Below are 13939 nucleotides of genomic sequence, written 5' to 3'. Positions count from 1 at the left end.
GCGAATGCTTCGTCGGCCAGGCGGACGAACGGGGCATCGGCGTCGGGTTCGGCGTAGACAGCGACACTGGCCAACCCGGCATCAGCGGCCGCCCGGATCACCCGCACCGCGATCTCACCACGATTGGCAACAAGAACCTTGGTGATCTGAGCACTGGCATGGCTGGGCACTGAGCCTCCTACGAATGAGTCTTATCGTTGCGAACGTCACGTCGGAGTCTAAGCACCGGCTCGGGCATCGCTGTAATCGGACTGCACCGCCACGCCGAGGGGACACAGGCTACTGGCTGGTAGGGATTCGACCACCGTCGATCCGACCGTCACGGAACGACTCCGCGGCGGTGCCGGAGATCTGAGCGGTCCCGGTGTCCGCGACTTCGGTGAGCAGCCTGCGCAAGGCGCCGATGTACTCGTGTACCCGTGCCGTCGCCTGTTCGGTGTTCGGGTATCGAGCGGCGATGTTGATTCCCTGCGGAGTGCGGTTGATCCACACGTACACGTCGTGTTGATACTGCTTGCTGCGCAGCGCACGTGCATTCCAGTCCGGCCAGTGCTCGGCCGCAGGCGCGAACCGAACGTCCATGAACGACACGACGAAACGTGGGCGAGCCGAGTAGCCGAGAGTGGCGAACACCCGATCGAGAGGAACGCGGGCGATCGGTTTGGTCTTCTTCACCTCCGCCGAGGCGGCCGAGATCACCGATCCGAACGAATCTTTGCCGTCGATGTCGAAGGAGATGGGGCACAATCCGACGAACCATCCCAGCGCGGATGCCCACTGAGGTTCGTCGCGGGTGTGCACCGGAGTCACCGTGCGGAAGCGAGTGCCGCCGCCCAGCTCGGTACCGGTGATAGCCAGGACCGCGAGCAGTCCCGCGAACAGGCTGTGCCCGGTCTTGCGGCAGGCCGTCGAGAAAGCGTCGGCCTGGTCGGGGTCGAGAACCCACGCGGACAGACCTCCCTGCGGCACATCTTCCGGGCTCGGATCGCCGATGTCGAGGGGGAACGCAGGCAGTTCACCGTCGCCGTCGACGAGGAAGTCCCGCCACATCCTCACCGCATCGTGGGAGTGCTCGAGTTCGGCATGGCGCTCGCGTTCGGAGGACCCGAAATCGAGGTAGCTGCCGGCCTCGAACAGGGCGGCAGCCGGACCACCCAGTTCCTCTGCGTACAGGGCTGCGATCTCGTGCGCGACGAGAACGGTGGAGAGACCGTCGATGATCGAGTGATCGGCTGCGAAGAACACGGTGATCGGCCGTGTGTCGTCGAGCGGTTCGAGAGTGACGAAGGCGTACGCGGGCCAGATGAGCGGTGAGGTGAACTCGTCGAACAGATATTGCAGATGCTCGAAGACCTCACTCGACTGGCTGCACCGCTCCTGCTCCACCTGCCAGATGTCGATGGCACCCTCCGCGGCGGTGACCCGCGACATCTCGCCCGTCGTCTCGTCGATCGACGCGCTCGACCGCATGGCTTCGTGCCGGTCGATCCAGTTGAGAACCGCTTGCCGAAATGCCGGCTTGTTCAGCGGGCCTGCGACCTCGAAGGCAGCACCGAGCCACGATTCTCGGCCACGACGTGGACTGCTCAGACTCGTACGAAGGTGCGCCTCGTGGACGTAGGACGTCGGTCGAGTGTCCGGACGCCACCCTGCGGCCTCAGGAGTGCGGGCCTGCGGGCCGACACTGGGTATCCACTCGGTGAGCGTGCCTGCGGGAACCGCGTAGTCCGCTAACTCCGTGAACTCCATGTCGGCAGCAACCAGCCTTCGTTCGACCACATCGGGGGTGAGGGTGAATAGAGCATCGACGCTCGTGCGAAGAGTCTACCGATCACGCAATGTATCGATCAAGACGACAGCGGCGTGCGCTGTCAGCGCAAGTGCCGCTTGATGCGAGCCAACATCGCCGACATCCCGCGCAGTCGCAACGGGCTGACCGCGTCACTCAGTCCGAGAGCCGAATAGAAGTCGTCCGGTACATCGAGAATCTGCTGCGCGCTCAGACCGTCGAGCCCCTGAGCGAGGATCGAGGCGAAGCCGCGGGTGGTCGGGGCCTCGGGCGGGGCGCTGAAGTAGAGACGAATCTGCGTCCGGTCACCGGCATCGACCGACAGAAACAGCGGCGACTGGCACTCCGGCACCGGCTCCATCGCATCCTGCGCCAGGTGCTCCGGCAGCGGAGGGAGTTCGCGACTGAACTCCAGCAGCAGCTGCAGTTTGTCCTGTCCCTCCACTGCGGCGAAGTCCTCGACAATCTCGGCGAGCGATTCCGGAAGCGCGCTCATCGAGTGGCCGGTGCCGATCCGGGCTCCTCGCCCTTGGCGATCGGGACTCGAACGGCGTTGCCCCATTCGGTCCACGAGCCGTCGTAGTTGCGAACCGAGTCGTAACCCAGCAGGTGGGTCAGAACGAACCAGGTGTGACTCGACCTCTCACCGATGCGGCAGTACGCGATCACATCGTCGGTTGCGGAGGTACCGGCGTAGATCTCGTCCAACTCCTTGCGGGAGCGGAAGCGTCCGTCCGGTGCGGCCGCCTTGGCCCAGGGAATGCTGACGGCAGTGGGAATGTGCCCGCCGCGCAATGCGCCTTCTTCCGGGTAATCGGGCATGTGGGTGCGTTCGCCGGTGTATTCGGCGGGGGAGCGCACGTCGATCAGCGGCACCGTACCGAGAGAGCCGAGCACGTCGGACGCGAATGCGCGAATGGGCGCATCGTTACGTTCGATCACGGGATAGTCCGTTGCCGGGTACTCGGGCACGTCGAGAGTGGTGTCACGGTTTTCGGACAGCCAGGCGTCACGGCCACCGTCGAGCAGGCGCACGTCCTGATGGCCGAACAACGTGAACACCCACAGCGCGTAGGCAGCCCACCAGTTGCTCTTGTCGCCGTAGACAACGATGGTGTCGTCTCGTGAAATGCCCTTGCGGCTCATCAGTTTCGCGAACTGCTCGCCGTCGATGTAGTCGCGGGTCACCGGGTCGTTGAGGTCCAGATGCCAGTCGATCTTGACCGCACCGGGAATGTGGCCGACGTCGTAGAGCAACACGTCCTCATCGGATTCGACGACGCGAAGGCCCGGGGTACCGAGATGGGCGGAGAGCCATTCGTTCGATACGAGTCGATCCGGATGCGCATAGTCGGCGTACGTTGCATTGGAATCGGTTGGTACAGGCACGTATCGGCTCCTACGGAAGATATTCGTCTGGCGGCCCGCCCGGGGGTGAGCGGTCTGCACCATCGATCCTATGCGGTATCGCCGCCGACATGCGCGAGTGGAGTCTGCGGACCGATGCCGGCGTTCGTCGTGGACGCACGCAGCAGAGCGACGAGTTCGTCGACGAACGCGCTCATCACCGACCGCGCCACGGCGGTATCGGGGAAACGCGATCGCAATGCCAAGCCCGATCGTGTGCGGGAGATCCAGAACTGGGCATCGTCGGACACGGTGGCGTTGCTGATGTGATGAGCGTTGGACTCGTCGAACCGTTCGTGTCCCTCTACTTTGGTGTAGTCGATGTACGACACCATGAACACGTCCTGCCGCGACAGCGTGAATGCGTCGCCGAGGTTGGCCAGAACCTGCGGGATCGGAACGGTGCTGAGCGGGAGAGCCGAGCGAAACGCGCTGTGGGCGGTACGGATCGTGTCGGGTAGGTCGGCTCCGACGCGCACGGTCATCGGGGCGTTGGTGGTGAACCAGCCGAGTGCACGCGAGAACTGCGGACGGTGTCGGGTGTGCAGTGGGAACAGGAAGGGCACGTGATCCGGCCCGCCGATGTCGGCAACGGCCTGCGCGATGGCCGCGACGACTCCTGCGAACAGTCCGGCACCGAAGCGGGCGCAGAGGTGCTCGAAGTGAAGGGTCTGCGAGGCGTCGAGCAGTGTGTCGACCGTCGTGGCCTGCACAGCTGTTTCACCCTCGGCGACCCCGAGATCGAACGGGAACCTCGGCGTGGTGCCTCCGCAGTCGAGGAGAAAGTTCGACCACGCCGCCATTCGTTCGTCCGTGGGTTTCACGAGGGGCTCGGTGGCTTCGATGCGGCAGTACTCGACGAAACCACCGACCGGAGGTAGATCGACCTCAGGTCTCGAAGGGCAACGGCGATGGGCTTCGTACAGCGCGCGGATCTCGTCCACGACGACTGCGATCGACATGGCGTCGACGTTGGCGTGGTCGAAAGCGCACAACACCGTCGAGGTGTCCGGTCGATCGATTCCGAAACAGGTGTACGACGGGAATCGCCTTGTATCGCAGTGCAGTTCGAGGGAGGTCCGGAGATGATCTCGTAGCGTGGATGTCGATGAGAAAGCTGATCGAGCGGATTGTGTCATCTCGATCGATCCTGGCCCGTACAGCACCCGCTCGACACCTGTTGTCGTCGAAACGAACGAGCTTCGCAGCGTGTCGTGGCGGTCGATCAGGTACTCGAACGCCCACCCGAGTGCCCCGACGTCGAGGCTGCCCGGTACATCGAAGGCCCCGGCGATCCACACTCGTTCGGCCTCACCGAGATCACCCAGGTGAAACCGCTGGTTGAACGACGGTGGAATCGACGACGGCTCCGGATTGCCGACGACGCGTGCGGAGAACTCGACCAGGGCACCCGCGCGCGGGGCGTACTCAGTGATCGAGGTGACCTGCACCGGCCGGCTCCTGAACGAGATGGTCGAGCGAGAGCACGTAATCGCCCTCGCGTGCAATGGTTTCGAGCACGTGCGCCAAATGTGTGTGATAGCGCTCTACCGATGCAGCAGCAGTATCGGTATCCGGGGTCTGTGCTACCAGGTACAGGTGCTCACCGTCTCGATTGATCCACATCGATGCGTTCGATGTGGAGCCTTCTCCGGTGAAATGCTTCGCTCGCGTGTCCGCATCCCGTCCGACTCCAGGAAACCAGCGAAAGTCGATGTAGGAGAGCATGTTCGGGCTGACTGCGAGCTCGCTGCCCAGTGTCCCGTCCGCAGCGAGAGCACCCAGTACGGCGTGTACGGGCGCCTCCGCGATGTGCTTGGCGCGCTCGAAACCCGTGTGAGCCAGCGGTGCGACATCGGAGAATTTCGCGTTGCCCGAAACCTCGAACGCGACGGGCGCGAAATTGACGAACCAGCCCTGAGACTGTCCGTAGTCGCCGTGATGGCGGCTGCTCAGCACGGTGATCCCGAAATACTCTGCGGTGCCTGCAAGCTCGAAATCGGTGATCCCGACGGCGGCGAATATACCGCTGCTCATCCTGCCACCAGCGGCTTTGCATGCGGCGTCGAACGCGGCCGTCGAGTCTGCGTCCAACAAGTGGCGTTCGACGATACGGACCGGGGCTCGTTCCCCTGGCTCGAGTCCCAGATCGAGCGGGAACCGCGGCATGGATCCGTCGTGCCGAGCGAAAATGTCTCGCCACGCGGCGATCTCTGGGGAGTCGGGCCGGTAGGTTGCGGCTCGCGCTCGTTCGTCCGCGGCGTAGGCGAGGTGGCTGCCTGCCTCTGCCGGCATCGGTGCCGTGTCGCCGATCTCGAGCGCATACAGATCGGCGAGTTCGCTGATGACCAACGCCTGCGAACCGCCATCGGTGAACGCGTGGTCCGCACCGTAGTACAACGTGAAGCTCCCTGGCCTCGACACGACGCCGAGGACGAATCCAGGCCAGATATCTGCGGTCGCCTCAGCCGAGAAGCGATGCCGCACATAGCGTTGGAACTCATCGTCGTCCGTCGAGTCGCCGGCGTCCAGTACCTCGAATTCGGCGACCTCGGGTTCCGCCAGATGTCGTACGACCCCGGTGCTCTCCACCTCGAACCAGCATCGAAGACCCTCGTGTCGCAGAACGTAGGTTGTGAGAGCTCGGCTCATCGCAGCCGTGTCCACGTCGCCGTCGATCTCGGTGGCCACCCCGGTGTACGCGGTATGAACATCTCCGCGCTGCCGCGCCGCCCACGCCGCCTTCAGATGGTCTTCCTGCAGGAACGAGGGCGGAGTCGAATCGACCGGTGCCACTGCGGCTCTCGCCTGGGCAGCCGGAGTCGGATGCCACTCGAGCAGACGGCCCGGGGCAGGATTCCAGCTGCCCATGGCGGTGATGATCATCGTTGCTTCATCCTTTGCGATACGAGCCGCGGACCGGTCGAGTGTCTCACTCTGCGGCGACGGTCACCGACTGCGAGACCGACGTGAGCACCGTATCGGTACCGGCGTCGGATTCGATCACCGCGGTCAACACGGCCACGAATTCGGTGATGAAGCGATGGACGTTGGTGGACGCGACATCCGAGCTGGGGAATCGCGCCGAGATGTTCAGGCCTTCGAGCGTCCGGTTGACCCAGAAGTAGACCTCGTCGTCCGCGTGGCAGTTGCTCCGCAACGCGCGACCCTTGCGCGCCTGCCACTGGGCAGCATCCGGAAGAAATCTCAGGTCGATGTACGAGACGACGAATCGGGGAATCTCCGTCGACTCGAGAATCTGGGCGATTCTGGAATACGGCATGCGTGCGAGCCCCTTGTTCGCCGAGCCCGCCGCCGCCGCGGCCTCGAGGGCCTCGCCGAAGGTGCGCGCGCTGTCGAGTTGAATCTCCATCGGCAGGATCCCGACGTACCACCCGACCGACGCCGCCCACTTCTGTTCGTCTCTCGTGTGCATCGGCATCACGGTGCGCAGCGACGTACGGCCGGACAGGCGCGCGTTCGTCACCGCCAGGGCCGCGAGTATCCCGGCCTGCATGTTGTATCCGGCTGCGCGGCACGCGGCGTTCACAGCGTCGGACTGATCCGCGGTGAGCAGCCACGAAGAGATACTGCTCTGAGCGGCAGGACCGTCGGTCGTGGATGCACGTTCGACCGCCACGGGAAGCGGGAAGCCCGGAAAGCGTCCGTTCTCCACGGCCAGGAAGTCCTGCCACGTGCGGACGGCACCGTGGTCGCTGGTCAGGGTGTCGCCCAGCTCGCGCTCGGACTGACTGAAGTCCACATAGCTGCCCACCTCGGGCAATTCCGGATCGGTGCCCTCCAGGGCCTGCGCGTACAACCGATCGATCTCGTTGATGGCGTATATCTGACTGTAGGCATCCATCACCGAGTGGTCGGCAGCGAATGCGAGCAGAAACGACTCGCCCGGACCGTTCGAGAGGGCACGCGAGGCATCGTCGGGCTCGATGGTCGCGAGTACGAAGTGCGGCCAGGCCGTAGGCGACACGGTCTCGCCGAACCAGGAGTGCAGATGGCTGAACACCTGTGTCTCGGTTCGTGGTTCGGTGTGCGCGTGATCGACGACCTGCACGGCGTCCGTCGGCGCTGTGTAGCGCTGCCACGTACCGGATTCCGCGTCGCGACTGACCTTGGTCCGGAAGGCTTCGTGGCGTCCCATGTACGCGTGGATGGTCGAGCGCACGGCCTCGACGTCGTAGCGGCGATGAATCTCGAACACGGTCCCGATCCACGATCCCGGCGCGCTGCGCTCGCAATGATCTTGATGGGTGAACGACAGCCCGCGAGAATCCGATGCCCAACGGTCGTCGTCGACGCGCGGAACCCACTCGGTGAGCCGTCCGGCGGGAAGTGGGTAGTCGGCGAGTTCGGTGTATTCCATGTGAGTCCTCTTCCATCCCGGGCCCGGCCAGCGGTGTTCGGCGTCAGTTCGGTATCGGTAAGTGTTCGATTACGGTCGAGCCGTGTCTGTAAAGCGGAGGTGTCGTGGCCGCGTATTCGACTCGTCGTTTATCCGATTGCTGCTTTCCTCATTGAAAGAACAACGTCTTTGCTGTCGACCCGAAGTGAGTCCGAAAGACACGATAGGGGCTATCCGAAACTATTTCGCGGCGCATAGAAGTAATACTTCTCACTACCGAAGCTCTTGACCATCGATCTTCGTTCACCTGTGGTCGTCGTACTCGGTTGTCGTATCCTACGACTAATTCACTGCATGTGCACTCCGCCTTGATGATGGGTCACAATAACCGCCCGATCGGTATTGAATTCTGGGGGGACAGGCGACCCGCGCCACCTCGGAGCGCAAACATGGCGCGAGCCACAGCGCGGAGATTGTCGACGCATCTATTGCCGAATGCGAATGCATTTCTCGGGCGAATTCTCACCGCTACTTCGATGCGTGGATGTAGTAGGTTCGGCGCGTGACTCGAATTGGATTTGCCGATCACCTATTCTTGCGAATGCACCATGGCATCGGATATCCCGTCTATAACCAGTTTCTGTGGTGGTTCGACGAATCGGTCCAGCGGAAAGACCTGGAAAAGCTACGCGACAACCTGTCCGACGGTTTGCTTGCGCGTCGCGTCAGTGGCCCGTCGGTGCCGACCGCCCGTGAACGTTGGGTGAACTCCTCGGTGTCTCATCCACTCGATTTTCACCCCGGGTCCATCGAGTCCTCGGAGGTGTTGGCGTGGGCCGACGACTGCCTGGGTTCGGATATCGACCCCGAGACGGGCCTCGGGTGGCGGCTGGCGGCCGCGCCGCTGGCGAAGGGTGGCTTGGTTCTGTCGTTGACTGCCTCGCACATGGTCGCCGACGGCGGCGCACTGGTCGCGGCGTTCCGGCTTGCGAATTCCGGATCCGCGCACGTGCGGGCCGAGCAACCGCGGCTGAGGCCGGCCGAGCACGGACCGGCCGCAATCGTCGCGGACGTGAAAGATGCGGTCGAGCAGCTTCGATCCGCCGCCGGCTGGCTGCTGAACTCTGCCGTAGCAGCCCTGCCGATCCCGACCCGATCCGTGCCGACGCCCGCATCCCCGCGAGTGACCCCTACGCGCTCCGAGATCACGACCGACCCGACGGCCGACTCGGAGTGGACATCGCCTCACATGGTTGCCGAGGTGGACGCAGCCACGTGGAATGCGGTGGCCCAAAAATGGGGCGGCACATCGAACTCGCTGTTCATCGCGGTTCTGACGGCTGCGTCCGCGAACGCCGGACGCGCCTCGATCGGAGACATCGTGCAGTGGTCGCTGCCCGTCAGCGATCGCACCGACACCGATATCCGTTCCAACGCAACCAAGATCGTCAAGATCGACGTTCCTGTCACCGACTGCACCGCTCTCGACCTGGCGCAGATCCGTTCGATCAGCAAAGCGGCATTCACTGCGTTCGCCGCGACGCAGGCGGCCGGTCACGCGCCCGCCGGAATCTCTCAGGCACTCGTTCAGATGCTGCCCGACGCCGTGGTTGCGCGCGTTCCGCAGCCTCGGGACGGTGCCGAAGGGTTGGCGTCCAACCTGGGTGTGTTGCCCGACGACTTCAGCACAGTGGCAGGTGTCCGAGCTCGTGCGGTGTCCGGCAGAGCGACTTTCTTCGGTGCCGACGCGGATTTCGCTCGATCGCTCGACGGTGGACTCACGGCCTGGGTGTGCGAAACGGATGCCGCCGTCACCCTGACCGTCCACGCCATGGACCCCGATCGATTCCCCGACTACCGAGCGCTGAGTGACCACGTGGCCGCTGCGTTGACTCGATGGGGACTGTCGGCGCACTTCTGGTGAGTGCGTCAGCGGTCGCGCGCGGCGTCCTCGGCGATGTCTGCGGCGGCCGTGACGGCTGCGTCGGTCGGCACCACGATCTTTGCCAGCTCCCGTGCCGCACTTCTGGCTGCATCGGTCGTGATGTCGGTAATTCCTTGCAGCAGAACTAGTTCGGACAACGCCGAGAACTTCGTGCTCGATCCGGCTCCGATGCGTCGCAGCGCAGCTCCCCAGAACGGCTGGTCGGCGCTGAACCAGCACACGAGCGTCGGCAGGCCTGCGCGCAAGCTCGCGGCCGTCGTACCGGCACCGCCATGGTGGACAGCGGCAAGGCACCGCGGGAACACGCTCGCATGATCGACCGATTCGACGATCATGATGTTCGGATTCGTCTGAGCTGCACTTGATTCAGGACCGGTGAGATCGCTCCAACCGGCACAGATGAGGGCCCGTAGGCCCAGCTGTGTCGTCACGTTGTCGATCATGCGCAACAGCGCTGCTGGGTCGGGAACCGGCATGCTGCCGAAGCCGAAGTAGACCGGCGCGGGACCCGCGTGCAGCCATTGCTCGAGTGCGGGATCGGCTTCCAGTCGCCCGGTGCTCAGCCCGAGAAACCCGACGAACGGACGCAGCGGCCCCCACTGCTCGGCCAGCCCGGGAAAGAGCGCCGACTCGTAGGCCTGCATTTCGACGCCGCCGTACCGCTCGGATCGTCTGGGCAACGAATCACGAGTGGGTGCCAACCCCAGGGTTCTTCTCTGGATGTTCTCGCGAGTCTTCATCGACTTCCAACGCAGTGCCTCGGCCAGCGCCCACATCGATCGGTTGACAGTGGCCGGCAGGGTGACCCCTGGAATCACCGGGACGACGCCGTTCCGTCGGAGCGGACAATAGTGCAGCGCCACAAAGGCATTGCCGGTCGCCTCGGCCATGTTGAACGCCATTTCCTGCCCCAGTGAGCCGGTGACGATCGCGTCGCTGCCCTTGGACATCTGCGCGAGTTGGGCCGTCATCTGGTCCCAACCGTGATTGGCCAATTCCGCCAGCGCTGTCATTCGAGTCCGCGGGTTCGCCGACTTGATCCGCACCCGAATGAGCTCCGACTCCAACAGGCGATGGGTGTCCGGGCCGAACGAGACCACGTGCACACGTTCGTAATCAGCCGTGTTCGAGCGGGCGAAGTCCACAAGATTGGGGGGTGCGCCGAACACCACATCGTGCCCGCGACGTGCAAGTTCCACACCGAGCGCCACGCCGGGTGTCACGTCACCGCGGCTCCCGTTGAACGGCATCACGAACTTCATACGGTCCTTCGCAGCACGTCGACTTCGGATCGAAGACAACTTATCAGTACCGTCTGCCTCGGTTCGATACGGAAAACATATGGCGGGAAACACAATTGCGGCCCACCTGCGTGCGTACGCCCACAGCGATAGGCTCTCGTGGTGGAAAGACTGACGTACGACGACGACCTCTTCCTCCGCATGGAGTGCGTTCTCGGGGTACCCGTGGTCAATCAGATCGTCTGGCGATTCGACCGCCCGGTTTCGGTCGACGCACTCGACGCGATGTGGCATCTGCTCGCCGCGGGCCCCATCGATCGATCCGTTCGGCGGGTGCGGGTCCCCGGAGCACGTGACAGTTGGACCGCGGCCCGCAGACCGGCCGATCCCGTCGTCGTGGACGCTCCGATTGCGCGCGCAGCAGTCGACCGTTGGATCGAGGACGAGGCCGCTGTGCGATTGGACCCGATCGAGGGGCCGGCGTGGCGGTTGTCCGCTACAGCGGTCGAAGGCGGCGGCACGATCGTGTCCTTGGTGGGTTCGCACGTCGTCGGCGACGGAGGGGCTCTGACCTCGGCCGCCGCCTCCGCACTGGCCGGACGTGCGGTTCCCGACGATTTCGAGAGAGTGGGACTCGATCACTCCGACTCCGTGTCGGCTCGCTCCGGCGCCGACATCGTCGACGGTGTCGGTCGGATCGGGGCGGCGCTCGCGGGTGCGGCCCGAGCTGTCGGCGGTGCCGCGGTCGAGGCGGTGCGAGCACGCGCCACGGGCTCCGGCTCGGTATCCACCGACGCGAAGGCGGACCGCCCGCGCGTGATGGTGGCACCTGCGGATGGCCCATGGGTACCGAGCACCGTCGTCGTCGACTGCATGTCTACGGACTGGACTGCGGCCGCAGCGAGCAAAGGCGGCAGCTCCAACAGTCTGCTGGTAGCGGTCGTACTCGGCATCTTGACTCGCAGTGGACGAATCGGCACTGACGAGCAGGTTCGGGTCGCCCTCCCGGTCAGCACCAGGAGAGTGGGAGATCGGCGAGCCAATGCGACATCCGGCGTCTCGATCCACGTAGATGCGGGAGAGGCGTACCGCGACGATCTGGGTGCAATACGAGCATCGAGCAAACAGGCATTCCGAGCCCAGGCGGACCGGACCGTCACGACGACGTTCGAGCTACTCAAACCCCTGATGCAACTGCTGCCCGACGCGATCGTGGCCAAACTTGCCGCATCCGGATCGGCACCGCTGTGCTTGTGTTCGAATCTCGGTAACCGAGGTGTCGCGCTGCGCTCCATCGGGGGTGTCGACGCCACCTCAGTGGCTATGAGGTCGATCACACAGAACACCGATGTGGCTCTGCTGCGGCGCACCGGCGGCGGCGTCAGCGCGTGGTGGAACGAATCGGGCGATCGCGCGACCTTGTGCGTGACCGGGCTCGATCCGGACAGATTCCCCAGCAAGGAACACCTGCGCGGGCTCGTCGAGGCGGAGTACGACAGTTGGGGTCTGACGCCCGAGTTCTGGTGACCTCGAGACACCTCACAAATATGGGTGCAGACGGATTTTCGCCCGGATCCCCGGTGCCGCTATGCTTGCCGACTGTTCGAGTGTTCGGTCAGGTGTGAGAAAGGGAGCGATCCATGGCAGTGGTCGTGTTGTTCGGGTCCGAGACCGGTACGGCCGAAGATGTCGCCGACAAGATTGCGGACGTTCTGAGCGATCATGACGCCGAGGTACGCGACATGCTCGAGTACGAGGTGTCCGACATCGACACGGACGACGTCCACGTGATCATTTGCTCCACCTACGGCGACGGCGAACTCCCCACCGGTGCAGAGCCCTTCTTCGATGCACTCGTCGAAGATGCACCTGACCTCGCGGGGCTCCAGTTCGCCGTGTTCGGACTGGGCGACCGTGTCTACGAGGACACCTTCAACCGCGGCGGCGAGATCATCGCAGAGAAGCTCACCGAGCTCGGTGGCAAGCAGATCGGCAGCCACGCTCGGCACGACAGCTCGTCCAACATCAAGCCGAAGACCATGGCCGAGGAGTGGGCTCGCGAACTGATCGACCTGCTGCCCTGACACCGGCGCGGCTACGACGAGGCTCGACCCCACAGCTCGGCCAAGGACGTCCCCACCCGGTTCAACAGGGTTCGCACCAGCGGTAGGCCTATGCCGATCACGGAGGACGGGTCGCCCTCGATGCGGTCCACGAACCAACCTCCGAGCCCGTCCAGGGTGAAGGCACCGGCGACCAGAAGCGGCTCACCGGAGGCGAGGTAGGCCTCGAGGTCCACCGTCGACGGTGTCGCGAAATGCACGACGGTCGAACTGTGTGCTGCAGCTTGCGCCACGACCACTCCGGCCGTCACTCGAAGAACTGCATGGCCGGTCAGCAGCTCGCCGCTGTTCCCCGCCATCGACTGCCACCGTTCCCGCGCCACCTCGACCGAATGCGGCTTGCCGTGGAGCTCGCCGCCGATCGACAGCATCGAATCGCAGCCCACGATCACAAGGTCGTGCGACGAGTCCGTGAATGTCTCGGCCACAGCGGCCGCCTTGGCTCTGGCCAACTCCGTCACCACCGTTTCCGGAGACGCCGACGGCCCGAGGGCCTCGGTGAGCGCGTCTTCGTCCACACCCGATACCTGGACGATCGGCTCGACGCCGGCTTCGCGCAGCACCGACAAGCGGGCGGGGGAAGCAGACGCCAGGACCAGACGTATCGGACGCCGATCGTCCTCCGGGAGTGGCACAGTCACCGCGAGTAGCGACCCGAGGCTGCGTACGAGTACGCCGACTGGGGTGCGAAGCGGCGATGCAGCAGCTCCGGCGAACCCCACAGCTCGGCGGGCCGGGAATCGCCCACCGATGCGGGTCCACCCTGCGCAGCGGTCAACACTGCCACCAGCGCCGCAAGGTCCTCGTCGCTCGGGTTGCCCTTCACCACGCGAACGTGCGGAGACGCGGCGGATGTCCCGTCCTCCGCTGCTACGACCTCTGCGCTTGCCGCGTCCTGATTCGCTTCGGCGCTCGCTGCGTCCTGATTCGCTTCGCTCATAGGGGGATGTTTCCGTGTTTCTTGGGTGGGAGGGTGACTTGTTTGCGTTCGAGCAGTCGTAGCGCGGTCACGATCTGCCCGCGGGTGTGACTGGGCGGGATGACGGCATCGAGGTACCCGCGTTCGGCCGCGAC

At 64.5% G+C, this 13939-nt stretch carries 14 protein-coding genes; 3 read left to right on the top strand and 11 right to left on the bottom strand.

The features are described 5' to 3' along the window. The 7 genes from ASG84_RS27085 to ASG84_RS16950 form a co-directional block, all read right to left on the bottom strand. Window positions 1–170, bottom strand: a 170-nt coding sequence (locus ASG84_RS27085; RefSeq protein ID WP_156399569.1) for a biotin carboxylase N-terminal domain-containing protein, incomplete at its 3' end; no start/stop codon positions are given. Window positions 171–279: 109 nt separating this feature from the next. Beyond that, a complete protein-coding gene (locus ASG84_RS16975) occupies window positions 280–1749 on the bottom strand; it encodes a condensation domain-containing protein (protein ID WP_057478216.1) in 1470 nt (489 codons plus the stop codon). A gap of 122 nt (window positions 1750–1871) precedes the next feature. Beyond that, the gene (locus ASG84_RS16970) at window positions 1872–2285 is read right to left on the bottom strand and encodes a SufE family protein (protein WP_057478214.1); all 414 of its coding nucleotides are present in this window, start codon (window positions 2283–2285) and stop codon (window positions 1872–1874) included. Next, on the bottom strand, window positions 2282–3178 hold the full coding sequence (locus ASG84_RS16965; protein ID WP_032404103.1) for a sulfurtransferase: 897 nt from the start codon (window positions 3176–3178) through the stop codon (window positions 2282–2284). The genes ASG84_RS16970 and ASG84_RS16965 overlap by 4 nt, the downstream gene beginning before the upstream one ends. A 68-nt stretch (window positions 3179–3246) precedes the next feature. Next, window positions 3247–4647: a condensation domain-containing protein gene (locus ASG84_RS16960; protein ID WP_057478213.1), complete on the bottom strand. Its 1401-nt coding sequence runs from the start codon at window positions 4645–4647 to the stop codon at window positions 3247–3249. Further along, on the bottom strand, window positions 4625–6082 hold the full coding sequence (locus ASG84_RS16955; protein ID WP_057478212.1) for a condensation domain-containing protein: 1458 nt from the start codon (window positions 6080–6082) through the stop codon (window positions 4625–4627). The genes ASG84_RS16960 and ASG84_RS16955 overlap by 23 nt, the downstream gene beginning before the upstream one ends. 46 nt (window positions 6083–6128) lie before the next feature. Further along, window positions 6129–7577 carry a condensation domain-containing protein gene (locus tag ASG84_RS16950; protein ID WP_057478211.1) on the bottom strand — a complete coding sequence of 483 codons (1449 nt, stop codon included), beginning with the start codon at window positions 7575–7577 and terminating at the stop codon, window positions 6129–6131. Between the two features lie 580 nt (window positions 7578–8157). On the opposite strand from ASG84_RS16950, the gene ASG84_RS16945 reads away from it, so the two are divergent. Beyond that, window positions 8158–9480 carry a hypothetical protein gene (locus tag ASG84_RS16945; protein WP_057478210.1) on the top strand — a complete coding sequence of 441 codons (1323 nt, stop codon included), beginning with the start codon at window positions 8158–8160 and terminating at the stop codon, window positions 9478–9480. Window positions 9481–9485: 5 nt separating this feature from the next. Here the strand turns inward: ASG84_RS16945 and ASG84_RS16940 are convergent, their stop codons facing one another. Next, complete coding sequence (locus ASG84_RS16940) at window positions 9486–10763, bottom strand: glycosyltransferase (protein ID WP_057478209.1); 1278 nt, start codon at window positions 10761–10763, stop codon at window positions 9486–9488. A 141-nt stretch (window positions 10764–10904) separates the two neighbouring features. Here ASG84_RS16940 and ASG84_RS16935 point away from each other — a divergent pair, with 141 nt between their 5' ends. After that, complete coding sequence (locus ASG84_RS16935) at window positions 10905–12269, top strand: hypothetical protein (RefSeq protein WP_057478208.1); 1365 nt, start codon at window positions 10905–10907, stop codon at window positions 12267–12269. A 113-nt stretch (window positions 12270–12382) separates the two neighbouring features. Further along, window positions 12383–12826, top strand: a complete 444-nt coding sequence (locus ASG84_RS16930; RefSeq protein WP_057478207.1) for a flavodoxin domain-containing protein — start codon at window positions 12383–12385, stop codon at window positions 12824–12826. Window positions 12827–12837: 11 nt separating this feature from the next. On the opposite strand, the gene ASG84_RS16925 is transcribed toward ASG84_RS16930, so the two are convergent. From ASG84_RS16925 to ASG84_RS27505, 3 genes are all read right to left on the bottom strand, one after another. After that, complete coding sequence (locus tag ASG84_RS16925; RefSeq protein WP_057478215.1) at window positions 12838–13470, bottom strand: Maf family protein; 633 nt, start codon at window positions 13468–13470, stop codon at window positions 12838–12840. A 32-nt stretch (window positions 13471–13502) separates the two neighbouring features. After that, entirely contained in the window at window positions 13503–13805 is a 303-nt protein-coding gene (locus tag ASG84_RS16920; protein WP_057478206.1) for an acyl-CoA carboxylase epsilon subunit, read from the bottom strand. Then, the coding region (locus ASG84_RS27505) for a carboxyl transferase domain-containing protein (protein WP_156399567.1) at window positions 13802–13939 on the bottom strand (138 nt) is incomplete at its 5' end. The genes ASG84_RS27505 and ASG84_RS16920, both read right to left, overlap by 4 nt.

Origin of the sequence: Rhodococcus sp. Leaf278, from assembly GCF_001426085.1 — a bacterium.
Classification (GTDB): Bacteria; Actinomycetota; Actinomycetes; order Mycobacteriales; family Mycobacteriaceae; genus Rhodococcoides.
The sequence above is the reverse complement of the archived record's forward strand: the minus strand, read 5'-3'. Positions and strand labels throughout refer to the sequence as shown.